Origin of the sequence: Pseudomonas sp. yb_9 (genome assembly GCF_043103635.1) — a bacterium.
GTDB classification, from domain to species: domain Bacteria; phylum Pseudomonadota; class Gammaproteobacteria; order Pseudomonadales; family Pseudomonadaceae; genus Aquipseudomonas; species Aquipseudomonas monteilii.
In genome coordinates this window covers 235,019-258,414 of the sequence record NZ_JBICKA010000047.1, presented here as the reverse complement: position 1 = coordinate 258,414, position 23,396 = coordinate 235,019, and the positions used below count along the sequence as shown (strand labels likewise).

The 23,396-nt window shown below is 62.2% G+C and carries 18 protein-coding genes; 13 read left to right on the top strand and 5 right to left on the bottom strand.

Going from position 1 to position 23,396, the window contains the following annotated elements; all coding sequences use genetic code 11:
* Positions 1–22 precede the first annotated feature (22 nt).
* The 3 genes from ACF8MI_RS14115 to ACF8MI_RS14105 all read right to left on the bottom strand — a co-directional run bounded on the left by ACF8MI_RS14115 (position 23) and on the right by ACF8MI_RS14105 (position 2,501).
* A complete protein-coding gene (locus ACF8MI_RS14115; RefSeq protein WP_060498138.1) occupies positions 23–337 on the bottom strand; it encodes a DUF2388 domain-containing protein in 315 nt (104 codons plus the stop codon).
* Between the two features lie 88 nt (positions 338–425).
* Positions 426–2,099, bottom strand: coding sequence for a GspE/PulE family protein (locus tag ACF8MI_RS14110; RefSeq protein WP_200928892.1), 1,674 nt, complete (start codon positions 2,097–2,099; stop codon positions 426–428).
* Positions 2,100–2,195: 96 nt separating this feature from the next.
* Positions 2,196–2,501, bottom strand: coding sequence for a hypothetical protein (locus ACF8MI_RS14105; protein WP_060498136.1), 306 nt, complete (start codon positions 2,499–2,501; stop codon positions 2,196–2,198).
* Between the two features lie 126 nt (positions 2,502–2,627).
* Here ACF8MI_RS14105 and ACF8MI_RS14100 point away from each other — a divergent pair, with 126 nt between their 5' ends.
* Positions 2,628–3,098: an Lrp/AsnC family transcriptional regulator gene (locus ACF8MI_RS14100; RefSeq protein ID WP_027592247.1), complete on the top strand. Its 471-nt coding sequence runs from the start codon at positions 2,628–2,630 to the stop codon at positions 3,096–3,098.
* 84 nt (positions 3,099–3,182) lie between these two features.
* Here ACF8MI_RS14100 and ACF8MI_RS14095 read toward each other — a convergent pair whose 3' ends face one another.
* The gene (locus ACF8MI_RS14095) at positions 3,183–4,577 is read right to left on the bottom strand and encodes an inorganic triphosphatase (protein ID WP_200928891.1); all 1,395 of its coding nucleotides are present in this window, start codon (positions 4,575–4,577) and stop codon (positions 3,183–3,185) included.
* A gap of 114 nt (positions 4,578–4,691) precedes the next feature.
* On the opposite strand from ACF8MI_RS14095, the gene argE reads away from it, so the two are divergent.
* Together argE and argA are read left to right on the top strand one after the other, a co-directional pair.
* Positions 4,692–5,834, top strand: coding sequence for an acetylornithine deacetylase (gene argE, locus ACF8MI_RS14090; protein WP_060498134.1), 1,143 nt, complete (start codon positions 4,692–4,694; stop codon positions 5,832–5,834).
* A gap of 123 nt (positions 5,835–5,957) precedes the next feature.
* On the top strand, positions 5,958–7,256 hold the full coding sequence (gene argA, locus ACF8MI_RS14085; protein ID WP_060498133.1) for an amino-acid N-acetyltransferase: 1,299 nt from the start codon (positions 5,958–5,960) through the stop codon (positions 7,254–7,256).
* Between the two features lie 89 nt (positions 7,257–7,345).
* Here argA and ACF8MI_RS14080 read toward each other — a convergent pair whose 3' ends face one another.
* Entirely contained in the window at positions 7,346–8,722 is a 1,377-nt protein-coding gene (locus ACF8MI_RS14080; protein WP_016712594.1) for a glutamine synthetase family protein, read from the bottom strand.
* A 574-nt stretch (positions 8,723–9,296) separates the two neighbouring features.
* Between ACF8MI_RS14080 and ACF8MI_RS14075 the strand changes: the two genes are divergently transcribed.
* The 10 genes from ACF8MI_RS14075 to ACF8MI_RS14030 all read left to right on the top strand — a co-directional run bounded on the left by ACF8MI_RS14075 (position 9,297) and on the right by ACF8MI_RS14030 (position 23,267).
* On the top strand, positions 9,297–10,655 hold the full coding sequence (locus tag ACF8MI_RS14075; protein WP_060498131.1) for a glutamine synthetase family protein: 1,359 nt from the start codon (positions 9,297–9,299) through the stop codon (positions 10,653–10,655).
* A gap of 48 nt (positions 10,656–10,703) precedes the next feature.
* A complete protein-coding gene (locus tag ACF8MI_RS14070) occupies positions 10,704–12,065 on the top strand; it encodes an aspartate aminotransferase family protein (RefSeq protein ID WP_060498130.1) in 1,362 nt (453 codons plus the stop codon).
* Between the two features lie 170 nt (positions 12,066–12,235).
* On the top strand, positions 12,236–13,333 hold the full coding sequence (locus ACF8MI_RS14065) for a polyamine ABC transporter substrate-binding protein (RefSeq protein WP_060498129.1): 1,098 nt from the start codon (positions 12,236–12,238) through the stop codon (positions 13,331–13,333).
* A gap of 158 nt (positions 13,334–13,491) precedes the next feature.
* Positions 13,492–14,586, top strand: a complete 1,095-nt coding sequence (locus tag ACF8MI_RS14060) for a polyamine ABC transporter substrate-binding protein (RefSeq protein WP_104833768.1) — start codon at positions 13,492–13,494, stop codon at positions 14,584–14,586.
* 70 nt (positions 14,587–14,656) lie between these two features.
* On the top strand, positions 14,657–15,799 hold the full coding sequence (gene potA / locus ACF8MI_RS14055; RefSeq protein ID WP_016712588.1) for a polyamine ABC transporter ATP-binding protein: 1,143 nt from the start codon (positions 14,657–14,659) through the stop codon (positions 15,797–15,799).
* Between the two features lie 35 nt (positions 15,800–15,834).
* Entirely contained in the window at positions 15,835–16,716 is an 882-nt protein-coding gene (locus tag ACF8MI_RS14050) for an ABC transporter permease subunit (protein ID WP_177337089.1), read from the top strand.
* The gene (locus tag ACF8MI_RS14045) at positions 16,713–17,606 is read left to right on the top strand and encodes an ABC transporter permease subunit (RefSeq protein ID WP_003258560.1); all 894 of its coding nucleotides are present in this window, start codon (positions 16,713–16,715) and stop codon (positions 17,604–17,606) included. Before ACF8MI_RS14050 ends, ACF8MI_RS14045 begins: the two co-directional genes overlap by 4 nt.
* 449 nt (positions 17,607–18,055) lie before the next feature.
* Positions 18,056–19,144, top strand: coding sequence for an efflux RND transporter periplasmic adaptor subunit (locus ACF8MI_RS14040; RefSeq protein WP_156866848.1), 1,089 nt, complete (start codon positions 18,056–18,058; stop codon positions 19,142–19,144).
* Positions 19,141–20,208 carry an efflux RND transporter periplasmic adaptor subunit gene (locus tag ACF8MI_RS14035; protein WP_060498123.1) on the top strand — a complete coding sequence of 356 codons (1,068 nt, stop codon included), beginning with the start codon at positions 19,141–19,143 and terminating at the stop codon, positions 20,206–20,208. Before ACF8MI_RS14040 ends, ACF8MI_RS14035 begins: the two co-directional genes overlap by 4 nt.
* Positions 20,205–23,267: an efflux RND transporter permease subunit gene (locus ACF8MI_RS14030; RefSeq protein ID WP_200928890.1), complete on the top strand. Its 3,063-nt coding sequence runs from the start codon at positions 20,205–20,207 to the stop codon at positions 23,265–23,267. Before ACF8MI_RS14035 ends, ACF8MI_RS14030 begins: the two co-directional genes overlap by 4 nt.
* The last annotated feature ends 129 nt before the right edge of the window (positions 23,268–23,396 follow it).

Here is a 23,396-nt window from a genome sequence, read left to right as displayed (position 1 = left end):
GCCCGCGAAGCAGGCGACGCGGTTATTCGGCTACCGCGTTCTTGGCCAGAATGGCATTGGCCAGCTCCATGTCAGAAGCCTGCATCTCCGGATTTTCCGCCCGCACCTGCTTCAACGCTGCCTCCAGGAACGGCCCACGAATGGCGCCTTCGCTGGCCACGAAGCTGCCGGCATCATCCTGTGCGGCTACTACCAGCTTGTGATCGTGCGAGGTCAGGTAGCTCGATGCCGTGGTTGCACCGGAAGTCATCACGTTACGCCAAAAGGTATCGGCCATGGCCGAGCCAATAGGCAGAGAAAGCAAGGCAGCGGCGGCGATGGCGGTTTTGAGACGCATGTTGAAACACCTCGAAGGGTGAGGGTTGAAGATGCGCCCTTGGATCTTTTCCGGTGAGGCAAGTTCCTTGAATACAAAGGACTTTTCGTCAGTTGCAGACGCGCAGCACTTCCTCTGTGCGGGTCTGCCCGCAAGCCACTTTGGCCTCCCCGCAACGGCGCAGGTCAATCAGTCCATCGACCAGCGCCTGGCGCCGTAGATGCGTCAGGTCGGCGTTCGGGCCAATCAGGGCGCGCAGGTTTTCGCTGGGTTGCAGCAGTTCGAACAACCCTGTGCGCCCGTGGAAGCCAGTGCCACGGCAGGTTCGGCAGGTTGCTGATGCATGGGCCTGGCAGTCTGAGCACACCGTACGCACCAGGCGCTGAGCCATGACCCCGACCAGGGTCGCCTTGATCAGGTAATCGGCTACACCCAGCTCTTGCAGGCGGGTGATTGCAGAACAGGCATCGTTGGTATGCAGGGTCGACAACACCAGGTGCCCGGTCAATGCCGCCTGCACTGCCACCAAGGCAGTTTCGCGGTCACGGATTTCGCCGATCATGATGATGTCCGGGTCCTGGCGCAGCATGGCCCGCACCCCGTTGGCAAAACCCAGGTCCAGCGCGGGCTGCACCTGCAGCTGGTTGAAGGCGGGTTCCAGGCGTTCGATCGGGTCTTCGATGGTGCACAGGTTGACCTGTGGCGTGGCCAGCAGCTTGAGGCTGGCGTACAGCGTGCTGGTCTTGCCGGAGCCGGTCGGGCCGGTGACCAGGATGATGCCCTGGCGCTGGCGCAACAGGCTTTGCCACTGGGCCAGTTGCGGCCCTTCCAGGCCGAGGCGGTCGAAGCCCTCGTGCAGCTGATGCGGGTCGAACAGGCGCAGTACCAGTTTTTCGCCGAACGGGGTCGGCAGGGTAGACAGCCGCAGCTCCACCTCGCCGCCGCCCGGCAGCCGGCTTTGCAGGCGACCGTCCTGTGGCCGGCGCTTTTCTGCGACATCCATGCGGCTCAGGTGCTTCAGGCGGCTGACCAGCGCCAGGGTGACATTGGTGGGAAAGGTATAAACGGTATGCAGCAGGCCATCGATGCGGTAGCGCAGTTGGCCCTGTTCGCGGCGTGGCTCCAGGTGGATATCGCTGGCGCGTTGCTCGATGGCGTACTGCAGCAGCCAGTCGACGATATGCACGATGTGCGCGTCGTCCGCGCTGGTCTCGGTTTGACGCTTGCCCAGCTCCAGCAGCTGTTCGAGCTCGCCCAGGCTGGCCGACTGCTGGTGTTGCGCGCCTTTCACCGACTGGGCCAGGCGCTGGAACGACTGCCCTGACTGGCGGATCTGCACCGGGCTGGCCAGCACGCGGCGGATCGGCCGGCCCAGGCTGCGGGCCAGGTCTGCCTGCCAGTCATCCTGGTATGGCTGGGCGCTGGCGACGGTGATGCCGGATGCGTCGGCGGCGACAATCAGGATGCCGTGGCGCTGGGCGAAGGCCGGGGAGATCAGGCCGGTGACCTGGGGCAGGTCGAGCTGCATCGGGTCGATGCGCAGGTAGGGCTGGTCGACCTTGTTCGCCAGCCATTGGCAGAGGCGGTCCAGGTCCAGAAGCTGGCCGGGGTGTTGGCGGTTTTCCAGGCTGCAGGCGGCTATCTGCTCAAGCGGGTGGCCGGCCGGGTGGGCGGCGGCGTATTCCAGGACTTGCAGGGTGTCGTTGGCGTGCAGGTGCTGGTCGGCGAGCAGGGCTTCGAGCACGCGCTTGAGGTCGAGTGCCGGGTTGTCGGGGGTGTGCATGTTGGCGTCCGTGCCTGATAAGGAAGTCCTGACCAAGGCTAGACGGATGGAGGAGGGGCACCGAAGCTGAAGGGTTTCGGGATTTTACTGTGGCTGTCAGACCACCGCCAGTTCCACCCGTTGCTGGTTGGTCAGGCTTACTTCACCCACACACACCAGGTTACGCAGTTTCTGCGCAATCACCTCGGCCCGGTGCCAGCTCAGTCCGCCAATGCCCACTTCGATATTCAGCCAGTCGTCCTGCTGGCTGACCTGCACGCTGTGCGGGGTCAGGAACTGCAGGGCAAACAGGTTGAGCACCCGGCACAGGCTGTCGGGCTCGGCTTCCGCTTGCAGGCGGTAGTGCACGGTGCTGTGGGCGTTGCTGGCGGCCCAGGCGTCGGTACGGGGCTGTGCGTTCATGCTGGTCTCCGCGAATGTGGGAGAAATTCTTGCACGTTCGGGGCGGTATTTTTTCGCTATGATTTGGCTGTTGTGCGGACTGTTCGAATAGATCTATTCGAAATTTGACTAGTTGGAGAATTATCAATGCATAGCGAGCTGGATGCCTACGACCGTCGCATTCTTGAGCTGCTACAGGAAGACGCTTCGCTGTCCAGCGCGCAGATCGCCGAGCGTGTGGGGCTGTCGCAATCGCCGTGCTGGCGGCGCATTCAGCGGTTGAAGGAGGAGGGGGTGATTCGTGGGCAGGTAACCTTGCTGGACCGCAAGAAGATCGGCCTTAACACGCAGATTTTCGCTGAGGTGAAGCTGAATGCCCATGGGCGCTCGAACTTTACCGAGTTCACCGAGGCGATCCGCGGGTTCCCGGAGGTACTGGAGTGTTATGTGCTGATGGGGTCGGTGGACTTTCTGCTGCGGATCGTCACATCGGACATCGAGGCCTATGAGCGCTTCTTCTTCGAAAAGCTGTCGAACGTGCCGGGTATCCAGGAAGTGAACTCGATTGTGGCGCTATCGGAGATCAAGTCCACCACTAGCCTGCCACTGTCGCGTTAGAGCATTCGCGGGCACGCCCGCTCCCACAGGTATTGCGCCAAGCTTGAGGCCAGCGCTGTACCTGTGGGAGCGGGCGATGCGGTATCAAGCCTTGAGCAGATGCTTCCAGCCGCGGCTCTGATCCACCGCCCGAGCTTGCTCGATACGTGCTTCCAGCAACTCAGCGGTGATCGATTGCTCCGCCTGTTCATCGCTGATTGGTTGTACCGCCAGCTCATGCAGCTTCTTCAGGTCGCCATACAGGCGGTCCATCTGCGGCGCGTCGAGTACCTGGCGGGCATGGTGCAGCCAGGCCAGCAGCTGTTCGATACGTGGCAATTGCTCGGCCAGGTCTTCCGGGCGCTGGGTGTACAGCGGCAGCTTCAACGCGCGGCCTTCTTCGCCCAGCAGGTGCCCCAGCCAGCTGGCCAGTTGCGCCTTGCCCTGACGCTCGCCACGGCCCTTGCGCTCGGCGGTCCAGGCGCGGGCCAGCAGCCAGCGCGAAGTTTCCAGCGAGAACTGGCCCCAGCGCACGTCTTCCAGCTCTTCGGCGAACTGCTCGGGCGCGGCGCGGCGAATGTCTTCGTCATCGTTGCCGGCCTGCACCAGCGGGCGCCAGTCTTCCAGCAGGGCGTCCAGGCTGCTGCGCAGGTCGCGGGTAGTGGCACGCGGCGCGGCCTGGCCCAGGCTGGCGGTGATGGCGCGCAGCTCGCTCAGGCACTCGACCCAGTCCTGCAGCAGGCGCCAGTGGCCGTTGTGGAGGTATTGCTCGGCCAGGCGCTGGCTGCTGCCCAGCAGTTGCCAGGCCAGGGCGGCGTAAGCGTCGTCTACGGCCATTTCGGCGTCCAGCTCGGTGTGCGGCAGGCCCAGCTCGTAGCTGTCCGGCTCCAGCAGGCGGTAGCCACGCTCGGCCTTGCTGATGTCGCAAGGCATCAGGGGCAGGCTGGCGGCCAGCTCGGCGGCCAGTTCCAGCAGGGCTTGCGGATCACCTTCGCGCAGTTCCAGCTCCAGCTCGCAGATTTCTTCCTTGCGCTTGCCGGCGATCACGAAGCCCTGGTCCAACGCAGCCTCGATCACGACTTTGCTCTTGCCACGGCCCCAGGCGATTTCGGCGTATTCACGGCTGAAGTCGGTGGTGAACAGTGGCTTGATGGTTTTCTTGTCCAGGTTGGCCAGTTGCTCGGGCCAGCAGGTGGCGTCCAGCTTTTTCAGGTCGAGCTTGACCTTGTCCAGGTTCCACTCGTACTCGTTGCGCTCGGACAGGCCGGCCACGCTGGTGCCGCGGCACTTGAGGGTCTGGATGACGGCGTCGCCGTCGCGGCGCAGGCGCAGGGCGACACGGGCGGCGGACAGCTCACGCTCGGGGGTGTCGAAGTACTGGTTGAGCAGTTCGCGGGTCTGCCAGCCGGACTTGTTGCGCTTTTTCAGCAGAGGGTGCTCGCGCAGGGCGGCAAGGGTCTCGCGGCTGGCGCGGAGCTTCAGTTCGGTTTCTTTGTGCATCACAGACTCGAAGGGGGGCGTGGTTGACGCAGAGTCTACAGCAGTCCGCCGCCAACGGTTTATTCCAGACAGCGGATAGTCCTATGATGGGCAACGCTTCCGAGGAGTATGCGCATGCCGTTGCCGACGCTGAAAGACCAGTTTGCCGCCTTGATCGCCGCGCCTTCGGTCAGTTGCACCCAGCCCGCGCTGGACCAGTCCAACCGCCAGGTCATCGACCTGTTGGCCGGCTGGCTGGGCGACCTGGGTTTCACGTGCGACATCCAGCAGGTCAGCCCCGGCAAGTTCAACCTGCTGGCCAGCCGTGGCAGCGGCCCGGGCGGCCTGGTGCTGGCCGGGCACAGCGACACCGTACCTTACGACGAACAACTGTGGACCAGCGACCCGCTGACGCTCACCGAGGTCGATGGCCGCTGGGTCGGCCTGGGCAGCTGCGACATGAAGGGCTTCTTTGCCCTGGTCATCGAAGCTGTCATCCCGCTGCTGGAGCACGACTTCAAGCAGCCATTGCTGATTCTGGCCACTTGCGACGAAGAAAGCTCAATGTCCGGCGCCCGCGCCCTGGCCGAAGCCGGCCAGCCGTTGGGCCGTGCGGCGGTAATCGGTGAGCCGACCGGGCTGCGGCCGATCCGCATGCACAAGGGCATCCTCATGGACCGCATCGACATCCTCGGGCGCAGCGGCCATTCGTCGGACCCAAACCTGGGCCGCAGCGCCATGGAGGCCATGCACGCGGTGATGGGCGAGCTGATGGGCCTGCGCCAGCAATGGCAGCAAACCTACCGCAACCCGCAGTTCACCGTGCCGACGCCGACTATGAACTTCGGCTGTATCCACGGGGGTGACAACCCCAACCGCATCTGTGGCCAGTGCGCCCTGGAGTTCGACCTGCGGCCATTGCCGGGCATGGACGTGGAGCAACTGCGCGCCGCCATCCGCGAGAAGCTGGTGCCGGTGGCCGAGCGCCATGATGTGCGCATCGACTACGCACCGCTGTTCCCGGAGGTGCCGCCGTTCGAGCAGGCCGCCGATGCCGAGCTTGTGCAAGTGGCGGAGCGCCTGACCGGCCACCGCGCCGAAGCGGTGGCGTTCGGCACCGAAGCGCCTTATCTTCAGCAGCTGGGCTGCCAGACCATCGTGCTCGGCCCTGGCGACATCGCCTGTGCCCACCAGCCTGGCGAATACCTTGAAATGTCACGAATCGAGCCTACCGTGCGTCTATTGCGTGACCTGATCCGGCACTATTGCCTGAACTAAACGTCCATTGACCTGATTCGTTCCTGCCTAGAGGAGACCGCGCGTGACCGCAAGCCTGTTCCGACGATGATCCTGAACGCCCCTGTACCGCCGTTCTCCGTCCACTTATCCACAGGCCCTGTCATGCCCGACTACGTCAACTGGCTGCGTCATGCCTCCCCGTACATCAATGCCCATCGCGACTGCACCTTCGTGGTCATGCTCCCTGGCGATGGGGTGGAACACCCTAATTTCGGCAACATCGTCCACGACCTGGTGCTGCTGCACAGTCTTGGCGTGCGGCTGGTGCTGGTGCATGGCTCGCGCCCGCAGATCGAAAGCCGCCTGGCCGATCGTGGGCTGACCCCGCATTACCACCGTGGCCTGCGCATCACCGATGCCGCCACCCTGGACTGCGTGATCGATGCTGTCGGCGCCCTGCGCCTGGCCATCGAAGCACGCCTGTCGATGGACATTGCTGCTTCGCCGATGCAGGGCTCGCGCCTGCGCGTGGCGTCCGGCAACCTGGTCACTGCGCGGCCGATTGGCGTGCTGGAAGGGGTGGACTACCACCACACCGGTGAAGTGCGTCGGGTCGACCGCAAGGGCATCAGCCGCCTGCTCGACGAGCGCTCCATCGTGCTGCTGTCGCCGCTCGGCTACTCGCCCACCGGCGAGATCTTCAACCTGGCCTGCGAAGACGTGGCCACCCGCGCTGCCATCGAGCTGGGCGCCGACAAGCTGCTACTGTTCGGCGCAGAGCCGGGGCTGCTGGATGCTGACGGCAAGCTGGTGCGCGAGCTGCGCCCGCAGCAGGTTGCCCCGCATCTTCAACGACTGGGCAGCGATTACCAGGGCGAGCTGCTGGATGCCGCCGCCGAGGCCTGCAAGGGCGGTGTGGCGCGTAGCCATATCGTCAGCTATGCCGAAGACGGCGCGTTGCTGACCGAGCTGTTCACCCGTGGCGGTGGCGGTACGCTGGTGTCGCAGGAGCAGTTCGAGGTGGTGCGCGAGGCGACCATCGAGGACGTGGGTGGCTTGTTGGAGCTGATCAGCCCGCTGGAAGAGCAGGGCATTCTGGTGCGCCGTTCGCGCGAGGTCCTGGAGCGGGAAATCGAGCAGTTCAGCGTGGTGGAGCGCGAGGGCATGATCATCGCCTGTGCGGCGCTGTACCCGATTGCCGACTCCGAGGCAGGGGAGCTGGCGTGTCTGGCGGTGAACCCGGAGTATCGCCATGGCGGGCGTGGGGATGAATTGCTGGAGCGTATCGAGAGCCGGGCGCGGCAGATGGGGTTGAATACCTTGTTTGTACTTACTACGCGTACGGCGCACTGGTTCCGCGAACGCGGGTTTGCGCCCAGTGGGGTTGAGCGACTGCCGGCTGCTCGGGCTTCGCTGTACAACTATCAGCGTAATTCGAAGATTTTCGAGAAGTCCTTGTAAGGTATCTGCCTGTGGCAAGGCCGCTCCTACAGGGATCGAGTTGCCTGCAACCCAATGAAAAACGCCGCCCTTGTGGGCGGCGTTTTTGCTTACACGGTGTGCAGGTACCAGTTGTACTCGAGGTCGGAGATGGAGTGTTCGAACTCCTCCAGCTCGCTTTCCTTGCACGCGACAAAGATGTCGATGTACTTCGGATCGATGTACTTGTTCAGGATCTCGCTGTCGTCCAGCTCGCGCAGGGCATCGCGCAGGTTGTTCGGCAGGCTCTGCTCCAGCTGCTCGTACGAGTTGCCTTCAATCGGCTCACCCGGTTCGATCTTGTTGGTCAGGCCATGATGCACACCGGCCAGCACGGCAGCCATCATCAGGTACGGGTTGGCGTCGGCACCGGCCACCCGGTGCTCGATGCGCACGGCGTCCGGCGAGCCGGTCGGCACGCGCAGGGCCACGGTGCGGTTGTCCAGGCCCCAGCTCGGCGCGTTCGGTACGTAGAACTGCGCGCCAAAGCGGCGGTACGAGTTCACGTTCGGGCAGAGGAACGCCATGGACGCTGGCAGGGTCTCGAGCACACCGCCGACAGCGTGACGTAGCGCGGCGTTCTGCTCGGGATCCTCGCTGGTGAAGATGTTGTTGCCATCTTTGTCCAGCACGGAAATGTGTACATGCAGGCCGTTGCCTGCCTGGCCCGGGTAGGGCTTGGCCATGAAGGTGGTGTCCATTTCATGGTCGTAGGCGATGTTCTTGATCAACCGCTTGAGCAGTACCGCGTAGTCGCAGGCCTTGAGCGGGTCGGCCACGTGGTGCAGGTTAACTTCGAACTGCGCCGGGGCGCTTTCCTTGACGATGGCGTCGGCCGGGATGCCTTGCTCTTTCGCGCCTTCGAGGATGTCCTGCAGGCAGTCGGCATATTCGTCGAGGTCGTCGATCAGGTACACCTGGGTCGACTGTGGGCGTTTGCCCGAAATTGGCGAGCGCGGCGGCTGCGGGCGGCCGTTCACGTTCTCCTGGTCGATCAGGTAGAACTCCAGCTCGAACGCGGCACAGATGGTCAGGCCCATCTCGGTGAACTTGCTCACCACCTGGCGCAGCACTTCACGCGGGTCGGCGAAGAACGGCTCGCCTTCCAGCTCGTGCATGGTCATCAGCAGCTGGGCGGTCGGGCGTTTTTGCCAGGGTTCGTTGGAGAGGGTGCCAGGGATCGGGTAGCAGATGCGGTCAGCATCGCCGATGTCCAGGCCAAGCCCGGTGCTTTCGACGGTGGAACCGTTGATGTCCAGGGCGAAGAGGGAGGCAGGCAGGTTGATGCCTTTCTCGTAAACCTTGTGGAGGCTGGTGCGCTCGATGCGCTTGCCACGCACCACACCATTCATATCTGCAATCAGAAGGTCAACGTAGAGAACCTCAGGATGTTCCTTAAGGAACGCGTTCGCTTCGTTAAGCTGAACGGCACGCGGGGGTACCGACATGATGCAACACCTTTGTTGTTAAAAATATCAATCAAGGGGGGCTTGCAGGACCAGTCAATCGAAAAGCCATACTGATGTCAAGCCAACCCCATGATGCCCTGAAATGGCACATCTACGGCAGATTTGCTGCATATCGGGGCAAGCCATTATCCGCTATTTCCCGCGTAAAGGGCTATCTCCGACACGCCGTGTTTTATTTTTTACGGAGGTGTTGTGTAAAAAAATGAACAAGGCTAAGCTCGGTCTCAACCCAAAACACAATAATACGAGGGTCACATGGTCCGCTTGCCGCGACCTGAAAGTACTGCCTGCGCAGTGCCGTCGGGTACCTCCGCCGTTTTTGCAAGCTTCGTCAATGGCGTGGCCGCCCTGGCCGCAATAATTGACGTTTGGCGCTTCCGGGCCCGCCCTCGTAGCGGCTTGCCGCCCTTCGCTTCGTCTTCCTGCCTTTTGAACTCATTACGGACACAGCTGTTTTCAGTGTATCCACTGTGGCTCTGCGCGGGGGTTTTTGCTTTAGCAATGTACTCCATCCAGAATCAGAGCGTGGACCACCTTACCTCCTGAGGTATTTATGAGTAACAACCTCGACCAGCTCACCGATTGGTTGAAAGAGCACAAGATCACCGAAGTCGAATGCATGATCAGTGACCTGACCGGCATCACGCGCGGCAAGATTTCGCCTACCAACAAATTCATCGCCGAAAAAGGCATGCGCCTGCCCGAGAGCGTGCTGCTGCAGACCGTGACCGGCGACTACGTCGACGACGACATCTATTACGAACTGCTCGACCCGGCCGACATCGACATGATCTGCCGCCCTGACGAGAAGGCGGTGTTCCTGGTGCCGTGGGCCATCGAGCCGACCGCGCAGGTGATCCACGACACCTACGACAAGAAGGGCAACCCGGTCGAACTGTCGCCGCGCAACGTGCTGAAAAAAGTGCTCAAGCTCTACGCCGACAAGGGCTGGCAGCCGATCGTAGCGCCCGAGATGGAGTTCTACCTGACCAAGCGCAGCGAAGACCCGGACTTCCCGCTGCAGCCGCCGGTTGGCCGTTCGGGCCGCCCGGAAACCGGCCGCCAGTCGTTCTCGATCGAAGCCGCCAACGAATTCGACCCGCTGTTCGAAGACGTCTACGACTGGTGCGAACTGCAACAGCTGGACCTGGACACGCTGATTCACGAAGACGGCACGGCGCAGATGGAAATCAACTTCCGTCACGGCGACGCGCTGCACCTGGCCGACCAGATCCTGGTGTTCAAGCGCACCATGCGCGAAGCGGCGCTCAAGCACAACGTGGCCGCCACCTTCATGGCCAAGCCGATGACCGGCGAGCCGGGCAGTGCCATGCACCTGCACCAGAGCGTGATCGACGTGGCCACCGGCAAGAACATCTTCAGCAACGAAGACGGCAGCATGAGCGCGCTGTTCCTCAACCACATCGGTGGCCTGCAGAAGTTCATCCCCGAGGCGCTGCCGCTGTTCGCCCCCAACGTCAACTCGTTCCGCCGCTTCCTGCCTGACACCTCGGCGCCGGTAAACGTGGAGTGGGGCGAAGAAAACCGCACCGTCGGCCTGCGCGTACCGGATGCCGGCCCGCAAAGCCGTCGGGTCGAGAACCGCTTGCCGGGCGCCGACGCCAACCCGTACCTGGCCATCGCCGCCAGCCTGCTGTGTGGCTACATCGGCATGGTCGAAGCCATCGAGGCCAGCGCGCCAGTACAGGGCCGTGGCTACGAGCGCCGCAACCTGCGCCTGCCGCTGACCATCGAAGACGCCCTGGAACGCATGGAAAACAGCCGCGCGCTGGTGCAGTACCTGGGCAAGAAGTTCATCACCGGCTACGTCGCCACCAAGCGCGCCGAGCACGAGAACTTCAAGCGTGTCATCAGTTCCTGGGAGCGTGAGTTCCTGCTGTTCGCTGTCTGATAAACCCTGGTGCCGCTGGAGCGCGGCGGTCGAATTACGGAGAAGCACATGAGCGTCAACAACCCGCAAACCCGTGAATGGCAAACCTTGAGCGGGGAGCATCATCTCGCACCTTTCAGTGACTACAAGCAGCTGAAAGCCAAGGGGCCGCGCATCATCACCAAGGCCCAGGGTGTGCATTTGTGGGACAGCGAGGGGCACAAGATCCTCGACGGCATGGCCGGCCTGTGGTGCGTGGCGGTCGGTTACGGCCGTGAAGAACTGGTGCAGGCGGCAGAAAAGCAGATGCGCGAACTGCCGTACTACAACCTGTTCTTCCAGACCGCTCACCCGCCTGCGCTGGAGCTGGCCAAGGCGATCACCGACGTGGCGCCAGAGGGCATGACCCATGTGTTCTTCACCGGCTCCGGCTCCGAAGGCAACGACACCGTGCTGCGCATGGTGCGCCACTACTGGGCGCTGAAGGGCAAACCGCACAAACAGACCATCATCGGCCGCATCAATGGCTACCACGGCTCCACCGTGGCCGGTGCCAGCCTGGGCGGCATGAGCGGCATGCACGAACAGGGCGGCCTGCCGATCCCGGGCATCGTGCACATCCCGCAGCCTTACTGGTTCGGTGAAGGTGGCGACATGACCCCGGACCAGTTCGGTGTGTGGGCAGCCGAGCAGCTGGAAAAGAAAATTCTCGAAGTCGGCGAAGACAACGTCGCCGCCTTCATTGCCGAGCCAATCCAGGGCGCCGGCGGCGTGATCATCCCACCGGAAACCTACTGGCCGAAGGTGAAGGAGATCCTTGCCAAGTACGACATCCTGTTCGTCGCCGACGAAGTCATCTGTGGTTTCGGCCGCACCGGCGAGTGGTTCGGCTCTGACTACTACGGCCTCAAGCCCGACCTGATGACCATCGCCAAGGGCCTGACCTCCGGTTACATCCCCATGGGCGGTGTGATCGTGCGTGACAAAGTTGCCCAGGTACTCAGCGAAGGGGGTGACTTCAACCACGGCTTCACCTACTCGGGTCACCCGGTAGCGGCTGCAGTGGGCCTGGAAAACCTGCGCATCCTGCGCGACGAGCACATTGTCGAGAAGGCGCGCACCGAAGCGGCACCGTATTTGCAAAAGCGTTTGCGTGAGCTGCAGGACCACCCGCTGGTGGGCGAAGTACGCGGCCTGGGCCTGCTCGGCGCGATCGAGCTGGTCAAGGACAAGGCCACGCGCAGCCGTTACGAAGGCAAGGGCGTGGGCATGATCTGCCGTAACTTCTGCTTCGAGAACGGCCTGATCATGCGCGCAGTGGGTGACACCATGATCATCGCCCCGCCGCTGGTGATCAGCCACGCGGAGATCGACGAACTGGTGGAAAAGGCGCGCAAGTGCCTGGACCTCACCCTCGAAGCGATCAACTGATCACCTGCTAGGCTAGCGATGTGACATTAAGTCGTTACAAGGCCCTGCTTTCCTTGAAACAGAGCCTTGTAACTTGCCAGACTAGCGACTGCTTCAGTCGCCCAAACGCGTGTACTGCGGGACCTGGCTGCTGAACGGATGGCTAATCAAAAAAATCTGGAGCATGACGCATGAATAAAATGGGCAAGACGTTGCTGGCCGCAGCCCTGATGGGTGCCATGGCTACTGCTGCACAGGCTGAAGACAAGGTGTTGAACGTCTACAACTGGTCGGACTACATCGCACCGGACACCATTGCCAAGTTCGAGAAGCAGACCGGTATCAAGGTCAAGTACGACGTCTTCGACAGCAACGAAACCCTCGAAGCCAAGCTGCTGGCCGGCAAGTCGGGCTACGACATCGTGGTGCCGTCCAACAACTTCCTGGCCAAGCAGATCAAGGCCGGTGTGTACGAAGAACTGGACCGCTCCAAGCTGCCGAACTGGAAGAACCTCGACACCGACCTGCTCAAAGCCGTTGGCGACGCCAGCGACAAGGACAACAAGCACGCCTTCCCGTACATGTGGGGTTCGATCGGCATCGGCTACAACCCGGAGAAAGTCAAGGCCGCGCTGGGCGTGGACAAGATCGACTCGTGGGACGTGGTGTTCAAGCCTGAGAACATCGCCAAGCTCAAGAGCTGCGGCGTGAGCTTCCTCGACGCTCCGACCGAAATGCTGCCTGCCGCGCTGCACTACCTGGGCCTGCCGAGCAACAGCACCAAGAAAGAAGACCTGAAGGCCGCCGAGGATCTGTTCCTCAAGATTCGTCCTTCGATCACCTACTTCCACTCGTCCAAGTACATCGGCGACATGGCCAACGGCAACATCTGCGTGGCCGTCGGTTACTCGGGTGACCTGGAGCAGTCCAAGGCCCGCGCCCACGAAGCTGGCGACAAGGTCAAAGTGGACTACGTGATTCCGAAAGAAGGTGCCGGCACCTTCTACGACATGGTCGCCATCCCGAAAGATGCCGAGCATAAAGACGCTGCCTACCAGTTCATGGACTTCCTGATGCAGCCAGAAATCATGGCTGAAATCACCAACGCCGTGCGCTTCCCGAATGGCAACGCTGCTGCCACTCCGTTCGTGGACAAAGACATCACCAGCGACCCGAGCATCTACCCGCCAGCCGAAGTGAAGAAGCAGCTGTACGCCATCGCTGCGCCTGAAGCTTCTGCCCAGCGTGTGATCACCCGCAGCTGGACCAAGATCAAGTCGGGCAAATAAGCTCGATGCGGCACCTCTGGGCCGGGGCTTCCCGGCTCAGAGCCAGTGAAAGGCAATTGATGATTGCGGCATCGAAGCTGCGAAGGTAAGTTGCGCGCCGGTTTTGCGTGTGCGGCAGCATTGTCGCTACCCAGGCACTGATTGTGAGGAGCACCCACTTGTCTATTTCTGTATTCCGCAAGGCCTTGATGGCTGGTGCGGGCCTGACGCTGGCATGCAGCGTCCAAGCGGCGCCTACGGTGCACTTCTACAACTGGTCCGACTACATCGGCCCAACCACACTCGCGGACTTCGAGACAGCCACGGGCATCAAGCCCGTGCAGGACGTGTTCGACTCCAACGAAACCCTGGAAGGCAAGCTGCTGGCCGGTAACACCGGCTATGACGTGGTGGTGCCGTCCAACCATTTCCTCGGCAAGCAGATCAAGGCGGGCGCGTTCCAGAAGCTCGACAAGAGCCTGCTGCCCAACTATTCCAACCTCGACCCGGCGTTGATGAAGCGCCTGGAAAAGAACGACCCGGGCAACCAGTACGCCGTGCCTTACCTGTGGGGCACCAACGGCATCGGTTACAACGTCGACAAGGTGAAGGCCGTGCTGGGCGTGGACACCATCGACTCCTGGGCCGTTTTGTTCGAGCCCGAGAACATGAAGAAGCTCTCCAAGTGCGGTGTGGCCTTCCTCGACTCGGCGGATGAAATGCTCCCGGCGGTGCTCAACTACATGGGGCTCAACCCCAACAGCACCGACCCCAAGGATTACGCAAAAGCCGAGCAGAAGCTGCTGGCCGTGCGCCCGTACGTGACCTACTTCCACTCGTCCAAGTACATCACCGACCTGGCCAATGGCGACATTTGCGTCGCGGCGGGTTTCTCGGGTGATGTGTTCCAGGCCAAGGCCCGCGCTGAAGAAGCGAAGAAGGGCGTGAACCTGGCCTACGCCATTCCCAAGGAAGGCGGCAACCTCTGGTTCGACGTGCTGGCGATCCCTAAGGACGCCAAGAACGTCAAAGAGGCCCATGCCTTCATCAACTATTTGCTGAAACCTGAGGTTATCGCCCAGGTCAGTGATTACGTCGGTTACGCCAACCCGAACCCCAAGGCTGGCGACCTGATGGACCAGGCCGTGAGGACTGACGCCGCGGTTTACCCACCGCAGGAAGTGCTGGACAAGATGTTCGTGAACTCAGAGTTGCCACCCAAGGTGCAACGGCTGATGACCCGCAGCTGGACCAAGGTCAAGTCGGGCAAGTAATTATCCAGACCCGCAGCGCACCTGCAGACCAGGCCGCGCGGGTACAAAAATCTTGTTGGGAGTTTCACTCATGGCAGTTGCCTCCGGTGCCTATAAAAAAGCCCTCGAGGGTGGCCAGCAACCCAAGCAGGTGCTGGTCAAGATCGACCGGGTTACGAAAAAATTCGACGAAACCGTAGCCGTGGACGATGTGTCCCTGGAAATCCGCAAGGGCGAGATCTTCGCCCTGCTGGGCGGCTCCGGCTCGGGCAAGTCCACCTTGCTGCGCATGCTGGCCGGCTTCGAGCGCCCGACGGAAGGGCGGATTTTCCTCGATGGCGTAGACATCACCGACATGCCGCCCTACGAGCGGCCGATCAACATGATGTTCCAGTCCTACGCGCTGTTCCCGCACATGACCGTGGCGCAGAACATCGCCTTCGGCCTGCAGCAGGACAAGATGCCCAAGGCCGAGATTGACGCCCGCGTGGCCGAGATGCTCAAGCTGGTGCACATGACCCAGTACGCCAAGCGCAAGCCGCACCAGCTGTCCGGTGGTCAGCGTCAGCGTGTGGCCCTGGCACGCTCCCTGGCCAAGCGCCCCAAGCTGCTGCTGCTCGACGAGCCGATGGGCGCGCTGGACAAGAAACTGCGTTCGCAGATGCAGCTGGAGCTGGTAGAGATCATCGAGCGCGTGGGTGTGACCTGCGTAATGGTGACCCACGACCAGGAAGAGGCCATGACCATGGCCCAGCGCATCGCCATCATGCACCTGGGCTGGATTGCCCAGATCGGCTCGCCGGTGGACATCTACGAGACCCCCACCAGCCGCTTGGTGTGCGAGTTCATCGGTAACGTCAACCTGTTCGAAGGTGAAGTGGTCGACGATGCCGAAGGCCACGCGATCATTGCCAGCCCGGAGCTGGAGCGCAAGATCTACGTCGGCCACGGCATCACCACCTCGGTGGAAGACAAGCACATCACCTACGCCTTGCGCCCGGAAAAGATGCTGGTCACTACCCAGCAGCCGACCTGCGAGCACAACTGGTCGCGCGGAAAGGTGCACGACATCGCCTACCTGGGTGGCCATTCGGTGTTCTACGTAGAGCTGCCGAGCGGCAAGATCGTCCAGTCGTTCGTTGCCAACGCCGAGCGCCAGGGCACCCGCCCGACCTGGGGCGATGAAGTGTACGTGTGGTGGGAAGACGACAGCGGCGTGGTACTGCGGTCATGAAACCTCGCAAGCTCAAGCGAGCACTCCAGCGCATCATTCCGGAGGGGCGGCACCTGGTGATCGGCGTGCCGTTCATCTGGCTGTTCCTGTTCTTCATGCTGCCGTTCTTCATCGTGTTGAAGATCAGCTTTGCCGAAGCTGACGTGGCGATCCCGCCGTATACCGAGATCTACAGCTACGTCGAAGACAAGATCCAGCTGGTACTCAACCTGGCCAACTACGGCCTGCTGACCGAGGATGAGCTGTACATCTCGGCCTACCTGGGCTCGTTGAAGATGGCCTTCTTCAGCACCCTGCTGTGCCTGCTGATCGGCTACCCGATGGCCTATGCCATCGCCAACGCCAAGAAGGAGACGCAGACGGTATTGCTGCTGCTGATCATGATGCCGACCTGGACCGCGATCCTGATCCGCGTCTATGCCTGGATGGGCATCCTCAGCAACAACGGCCTGCTCAACGGCTTCCTGCTGTGGACCGGGTTGATCGACCAGCCGCTGCAAATCCTCAACACCAACCTGGCGGTGTACATCGGCGTGGTCTATTCGTACCTGCCGTTCATGATCCTGCCGCTGTTCGCCAACCTGGTGAAGCATGACCCTTCGTTGCTGGAGGCCGCTTCGGACCTGGGTTCGAGCACTTTCAACAGCTTCTGGAAGATCACCGTGCCGCTGTCGAAAAACGGCATCATCGCCGGCTGCATGCTGGTGTTCATCCCGGTGGTGGGCGAGTTCGTGATCCCTGAACTGCTCGGCGGCCCGGAAACCCTGATGATCGGTAAGGTGCTGTGGCAAGAGTTCTTCAACAACCGTGACTGGCCGGTGGCCTCTGCCCTGGCGGTGGTGATGCTGGCGATCCTGATCGTGCCGATCCTGCTGTTCAACCGCAGCCAGGCCAAAGAAATGGAGGGCCGCGCATGAAACGCTTCAGTTTCTCCAAGCTGATGCTGGTGCTGGGCTTGCTGTTCATCTACCTGCCGATGCTGATTTTGGTGATCTACTCGTTCAACGCCTCCAAGCTGGTAACGGTGTGGGGCGGTTGGTCGGTGAAGTGGTACGTCGGCCTGCTCGACAACACCCAGCTGATGGGTTCGGTGATGCGCTCGCTGGAAATCGCCTGCTACACGGCGGTGGCTGCGGTAGCGCTGGGTACCCTGGCGGCCTTTGTGCTGACCCGGGTCACCCGCTTCAAGGGCCGTACGCTGTTCGGTGGCCTGGTCACCGCGCCGCTGGTAATGCCTGAAGTGATCACCGGTCTGTCGCTGTTGCTGCTGTTCGTGGCCATGGCGCAGATGATCGGCTGGCCGCAGGAGCGTGGCATCGTGACCATCTGGATCGCCCACACCACGTTCTGTGCAGCGTACGTGGCGGTGGTGGTGTCGGCACGCCTGCGCGAGCTGGACCTGTCGATCGAAGAAGCGGCAATGGACCTGGGTGCCAAGCCGTGGAAGGTGTTCTTCCTGATCACCATCCCGATGATCGCGCCATCGCTGGCGGCGGGAGGCATGATGTCGTTCGCGCTGTCGCTGGACGACCTGGTACTGGCCAGCTTCGTGTCCGGCCCGGGCTCGACCACCTTGCCGATGGAAGTGTTCTCGGCCGTGCGCCTGGGCGTGAAGCCAGAGATCAACGCCGTGGCCAGCCTGATCCTGCTGTCGGTGTCGCTGGTGACCTTCTTTGTCTGGTACTTCAGCCGCCAGGCCGAAGAGCGTCGTCGCAAGGCGATTCAGCAGGCGATCGAAGAGGGTGCGGCGGCCAATGCTTCGCAGCCACAGGTCAAGCGCCCGGCGCAGGTTGCGGCGTCGGCCTGACTGTGTAGACATCCCCGCAGGGTTTCGGCTCTGTGGGGTGTCAGGGCAGCCAGGTGCATGGCTGGCCATTGTTAGCGCCTATCAGATCGAGCGCCGCCTGCGCGGCGCATCGCGAGCTGTGCTCGCTCCTACGTTTTTTCGGGCCAGTCAATCTTGTGGCAGACGCCCAATACCGAGTTGTTGGTATGACGCAATATAACGCCATGCGTCAAGGCGTACGCGCGCAAATCCCCCGGGAATAATTGGCCCGAAACTAACGTAGGAGCGAGCACAGCTCGCGATGCGCCGCGCGGGCGGCGCTCGATCTGATAAGCACCGAAAAAATCGAGGCGTGCACCTTGATGCCCTGACGCGCATACGTCCTCTATCCGTCAGTGATGTTTATCGAACCCTGAACTACGCTGACAGTCGCATCTCACAAATCATTTGTGCGCAAGCTAGGAGCCTGCATGAGGGTGACGCGTCCACTGTTGCTGGCAGGCTTGGGCTTGCTGTCCATGCTCACCGGCTGTAGCAAGGAAGAGGTCCCCGAGACGCTGCCTCGGGTCGGTGTGCAACAGGTCCAACCCACCGATTTCGCTGCCAGGGTCACCCTGACGGGCGATGTGCAAGCGCGGGTGCAGACTGACCTGTCGTTCCGTGTGGGCGGAAAGATCATTTCGCGCAGCGTCGATGTGGGCGACCACGTCAAGGCCAACCAGGTGCTGGCCCGGCTGGACCCGAAAGACCTGCAGAACAACGTCGACTCGGCCAAGGCCGAGGTGTTCGCCGCCCAGGCGCGGGTCACCCAGACCAGCGCCGCCTTTGTGCGCCAGCAAAAACTGCTGCCCAAGGGCTACACCAGCCAAAGTGAATACGACTCCGCCGAAGCCGCGCTGCGCAGCAACCAGAGCGCGCTCAAGGCCGCCCAGGCGCAACTGGCCAACGCCAACGAACAGCTCAGCTACACCGCACTGGTCTCCGAGGCCGCGGGGGTCATCACCGAGCGTCAGGCCGAAGTCGGCCAGGTGGTGCAGGCCACGATGCCCATCTTCAGCCTGGCCACCGATGGCGACCGTGATGCGGTGTTCAACGTGTACGAATCGCTGCTGGTGGCGCCGCCCAGCGATGCCGGGGTGATCGTCAGCCTGCTGGACAACCCCAAGGTCCAGGCACATGGCTTCGTGCGTGAAATCACCCCCACGGTATCGGCGCAAAGCGGCACGGTGCAGGTCAAGGTAGGCCTGAAAGATGTGCCCGTGGGCATGCAGTTGGGCGCACCGGTCACCGCCACCACCAATGCCCAAGGCCGGCCCAGCGTCGAGCTACCGTGGTCGGCACTGACAAAAGCCCTGCATGAGCCCGCCGTGTGGGTGGTAGGCGAGGGCGACAAGGTGGAACTGCGCAAAGTCGAAGTCAGCCGTTACCTCACCGGCAAAATTGTGGTCGCCAGCGGCCTTAAAGGCGGCGAGACCGTGGTGGTCAATGGCGGCCAGTTATTGCACCCCGGCATGCAGGTTCAGAAGGTCGACGCCAAGGCCCAAGGGGGTGAGCTATGAAGCGCCTGCTGCTGATGCTGTCGGCTGGCGTGCTGCTGGTGGGTTGCAGCAGCGAGGACGAGGCGCCAGAGCCGATTCGGCCGGTGTTGTCGGTGAAGGTCGAACCCCAGGTCGAGTCGCAGCTGGGTCGTTTTGCCGGCAGTATCCAGGCGCGCTTTGAAAGCACCCTGGGCTTTCGGGTTTCCGGCCGTATTGCCCGGCGTTGGCTGGACGTGGGCGCCCAGGTGAAGCCGGGCGACACCTTGGCTACCCTCGACCCGACCGACCAGCAAAACCAGCTGCGTGCCGCCGAAGGCGACCTGGCCAAGGTGCAGGCCCAGTGGATCAACGCCCAGGCCGATGCCCGCCGCCAGCAGCAGCTGTACGACCGCGGAGTGGGCGCCCAGGCCCAGCTGGATATCGCCCAGACCAACCTGAAAACCACCAGCGCAGCACTGGAGCAGGCGCGCTCGGCGCTCAGCCAAGCCCGTGACCAGCTTGACTACAGCACCTTGCGCACCGACCACGCTGCCGTGATCACCGCCTGGCAGGCCGAAGCCGGGCAAACCGTCACCGCAGGCCAGGCCGTGGTAACCCTGGCCCGGCCGGATGTGAAGGAAGCGGTGATCGACCTGCCGATCGGCCTGGCCGAGCAGTTGAGCCAGGGCCTGACCTTTACCGTGGCCTCGCAACTGGACCCGACCATCAACACCACGGCCAGCCTGCGCGAGCTGGAACCCCAGGCCGACGCCACCACCCGCACCCGACGCGCCCGGCTGACCCTGGCGAGCACACCGGCGGCGTTCCACCTGGGCACCGCCATCAGCGTGACCTTGAGCGCGGAAGTGACGCCACGCAGCGAGCTACCCGCGAGTGCCTTGCTGGAACGTGACGGCAAAACCCAGGTGTGGGTGATCGACACGCAGCAGAAGACCGTGGCCACCCGTGATGTGGCGTTGATCGACCGCACCGCCGACAGCATCGTCCTGACGTCGGGCGTGCAGCCTGGCGAGCGCGTCGTGACCGCAGGTGTGAACAGCCTCAAGCCTGGCCAGAAGGTCACCTTCGACGAGGATGCGCAATGAAAGGAAGCTTCAACCTGTCCGACTGGGCACTCAAGCATCAATCCTTCGTCTGGTACCTGATGTTCGTTGGCCTGCTGATGGGGATATTTTCCTATTTCAACCTGGGCCGTGAGGAAGACCCGTCGTTCACCATCAAGACCATGGTGATCCAGACCCGTTGGCCAGGCGCGACCCAGGACGAGACGCTGTACCAGGTCACCGACCGCATCGAAAAGAAACTCGAAGAACTCGATTCCCTCGATTACACCAAAAGCTACACCCGGCCGGGTGAGTCCACGGTCTACGTGTACCTGCGCGACACCACCAAGGCCAAGGACATCCCGGACATCTGGTACCAGGTGCGCAAGAAGATCCAGGACATTCGCGGCCAGTTCCCTCAGGGCATCCAGGGGCCTGCGTTCAATGACGAATTCGGTGATGTATTCGGCTCGATCTACGCCTTTACCTCCGATGGCCTTACCCTGCGCCAGTTGCGCGACTACGTGGAGCAAGCCAGGGCTGAGGTCCGCGATGTGCCCAACATCGGTAAGATCGAGTTGGTCGGTACCCAGGATGAAGTGCTGTACCTGAACTTCTCCACCCGCAAGCTGGCTGCGCTGGGCATTGACCAGCGCCAGGTCATGCAGGCCTTGCAATCGCAGAACGCCGTGACCCCGGCCGGCGTGATCGAGGCCGGCCCCGAGCGCATTTCGGTGCGCACCACCGGGCAGTTCGCCTCGGAAAAAGACCTGGAAACGGTCAACCTGCGCATCAATGACCGCTTCTTCCGCCTGGCGGATATTGCGGATATCGAACGCGGGTATGTCGACCCGCCGTCACCCATGTTCCGCTACAACGGCCAGACCGCGCTTGGGCTGGCCATCGGCATGAAGGCCGGGGGCAACATCCAGGTGTTCGGTGCGGCGCTGAAAAAGCGTATGGACAAAGTGGTCGAGGACTTGCCGATAGGGGTTGGGGTACACACCGTGTCGGACCAGGCGGTGGTGGTGAAACAGGCCGTCGGCGGCTTCACCAGCGCACTGTTCGAGGCGGTAGTGATCGTACTGGGGGTGAGTTTCATCAGCCTGGGCGTGCGCGCAGGCCTGGTGGTGGCGTGTTCGATCCCGCTGGTGCTGGCCATGGTGTTCGTATTCATGGAGTACAGCGGCATCACCATGCAGCGGATTTCGCTGGGGGCGCTGATCATTGCGCTTGGTCTGCTGGTGGACGATGCAATGATCACCGTGGAGGTGATGGTCACGCGGCTGGAGATGGGTGAAAGCAAGGAGCAGGCGGCGACGTTTGCCTACACCTCCACAGCCTTCCCCATGCTGACCGGCACCCTGGTGACTGTGGCCGGTTTCGTGCCGATCGGCCTGAACGCCAGTTCGGCCGGTGAATATACCTACACCCTGTTTGCCGTGATTGCCGTGGCGCTGATCGTGTCATGGGTGGTGGCGGTGTTCTTCGCGCCCGTGCTGGGCGTACACATCCTTAGCAGCAAGGTCAAACCCCATGAAGCCGAGCCTGGCCGCCTGGGCAAGGCTTTCGAACATGGCCTGCTGTGGTGCATGCGCAACCGCTGGCTGACCATCATCGGCACCGTGCTGTTGTTTGTGCTGGCCATTTTCTGCGAGCGCTTTGTGCAGAACCAGTTCTTCCCGTCCTCGGACCGCCCGGAAATCCTGGTCGACCTCAACCTGCCGCAAAACGCCTCGATCGAGGAGACGCGCAAGGTGGTCGACCGCTTCGAGGCACGGATCAAGGATGACCCGGACCTGGTGCACTGGAGCACCTACATCGGCCAGGGTGCCATTCGTTTTTACCTTCCCCTCGACCAACAATTGCAGAACCCGTACTACGCGCAGTTGGTGATCGTCAGCAAAGGCTTCGAAGAGCGTCAGGCCATGATGGCTCGTTTGCAGAAGATCCTGCACGAAGAGTTCGTCGGCATTGGTACCAACGTACAGTCGCTGGAAATGGGCCCGCCGGTAGGGCGGCCGATCCAGTATCGGGTCAGTGGTGCCAACATCGACGAAGTGCGCAAGCATGCCATCGAACTGGCCACCTTGCTCGACCAGAACGAGCACATCGGCGAGATGATCTATGACTGGAACGAGCCGGGTAAGGTGCTGCGCGTGGAAATCGCCCAGGACAAGGCACGCCAGCTAGGGTTGTCGTCGGAAGACGTGGCCAATGTGATGAACAGCATCGTCAGCGGCGTGCAGATCACCCAGGTCAATGACAACATCTACCTGGTCAACGTGGTGGCCCGTGCCGAAAACAGCGAGCGCGGCTCGCCTGATACCCTGCAGAACCTGCAGATCCTCACGCCCAACGGCACCTCGATCCCGTTGCTGTCGTTCGCCACGGTGCGTTATGAGCTGGAGCAGCCGCTGGTGTGGCGGCGGGACCGCAAACCGACCATCACCATCAAGGCGTCGGTCAACGGCGACATCCAGCCCACCGACCTGGTGGCCCAGCTGAAGCCGAAGATCGACGAATTCGCCAGCAAGCTGCCGGTGGGCTTCGAGGTGGCTACCGGCGGTACGGTGGAGGAAAGCGCCAAGGCGCAAGGGCCGATCCGCAAGGTGATCCCGCTGATGCTGTTCCTCATGGCCACTTTCCTGATGATCCAGCTGCACAGCGTGCAGAAGCTGTTCCTGGTGGTGAGCGTGGCGCCGCTGGGGCTGATTGGCGTGATCATCGCACTGGTGCCCACAGGCACGCCCATGGGCTTTGTGGCGATTCTCGGCATCCTCGCGCTGGCGGGTATCATCATTCGCAACTCGGTGATCCTGGTGACCCAGATCGACGAGTTGGAGGCCCAGGGCTTCTCGCCCTGGGACGCGGTGGTGGAGGCTACTAACCACCGGCGCCGGCCGATATTGCTGACGGCGGCGGCGGCGAGCCTGGGCATGATCCCGATTGCCCGCGAAGTGTTCTGGGGGCCGATGGCGTACGCCATGATTGGCGGGATCATTGTGGCCACCCTGCTGACGCTGTTGTTCCTGCCGGCCTTGTATGTGGCCTGGTACAAGATCCGTGAGCCTGAAAACAGCACTAAAACCCAACACTGAACACTGTGGGAGCAGGCGTGCCCGCGAATGCGGTGGTGGATTCACTGCCGCATTCGCGGGCACGCCCGCTCCCACAGAGGTTGTTGTCGCCTGTAAAATCGTGATTTTAATTTGGTTATATAAACATTC

What these genes read in the sequence shown, in the direction of transcription:
- ACF8MI_RS14115 (WP_060498138.1), bottom strand. Translation starts at nt 337, where the DNA reads ATGCGTCTCAAAACCGCCATCGCCGCCGCTGCCTTGCTTTCTCTGCCT.
- ACF8MI_RS14105 (WP_060498136.1), bottom strand. Translation starts at nt 2,501, where the DNA reads ATGAACGCACAGCCCCGTACCGACGCCTGGGCCGCCAGCAACGCCCAC.
- argA (WP_060498133.1), top strand. Translation starts at nt 5,958, where the DNA reads ATGCCCGACTACGTCAACTGGCTGCGTCATGCCTCCCCGTACATCAAT.
- ACF8MI_RS14110 (WP_200928892.1), bottom strand. Translation starts at nt 2,099, where the DNA reads ATGCACACCCCCGACAACCCGGCACTCGACCTCAAGCGCGTGCTCGAA.
- ACF8MI_RS14065 (WP_060498129.1), top strand. Translation starts at nt 12,236, where the DNA reads ATGAATAAAATGGGCAAGACGTTGCTGGCCGCAGCCCTGATGGGTGCC.
- ACF8MI_RS14075 (WP_060498131.1), top strand. Translation starts at nt 9,297, where the DNA reads ATGAGTAACAACCTCGACCAGCTCACCGATTGGTTGAAAGAGCACAAG.
- ACF8MI_RS14040 (WP_156866848.1), top strand. Translation starts at nt 18,056, where the DNA reads ATGAGGGTGACGCGTCCACTGTTGCTGGCAGGCTTGGGCTTGCTGTCC.
- ACF8MI_RS14070 (WP_060498130.1), top strand. Translation starts at nt 10,704, where the DNA reads ATGAGCGTCAACAACCCGCAAACCCGTGAATGGCAAACCTTGAGCGGG.
- ACF8MI_RS14100 (WP_027592247.1), top strand. Translation starts at nt 2,628, where the DNA reads ATGCATAGCGAGCTGGATGCCTACGACCGTCGCATTCTTGAGCTGCTA.
- potA (WP_016712588.1), top strand. Translation starts at nt 14,657, where the DNA reads ATGGCAGTTGCCTCCGGTGCCTATAAAAAAGCCCTCGAGGGTGGCCAG.
- ACF8MI_RS14080 (WP_016712594.1), bottom strand. Translation starts at nt 8,722, where the DNA reads ATGTCGGTACCCCCGCGTGCCGTTCAGCTTAACGAAGCGAACGCGTTC.
- ACF8MI_RS14030 (WP_200928890.1), top strand. Translation starts at nt 20,205, where the DNA reads ATGAAAGGAAGCTTCAACCTGTCCGACTGGGCACTCAAGCATCAATCC.
- ACF8MI_RS14045 (WP_003258560.1), top strand. Translation starts at nt 16,713, where the DNA reads ATGAAACGCTTCAGTTTCTCCAAGCTGATGCTGGTGCTGGGCTTGCTG.
- ACF8MI_RS14095 (WP_200928891.1), bottom strand. Translation starts at nt 4,577, where the DNA reads ATGCACAAAGAAACCGAACTGAAGCTCCGCGCCAGCCGCGAGACCCTT.
- ACF8MI_RS14035 (WP_060498123.1), top strand. Translation starts at nt 19,141, where the DNA reads ATGAAGCGCCTGCTGCTGATGCTGTCGGCTGGCGTGCTGCTGGTGGGT.
- argE (WP_060498134.1), top strand. Translation starts at nt 4,692, where the DNA reads ATGCCGTTGCCGACGCTGAAAGACCAGTTTGCCGCCTTGATCGCCGCG.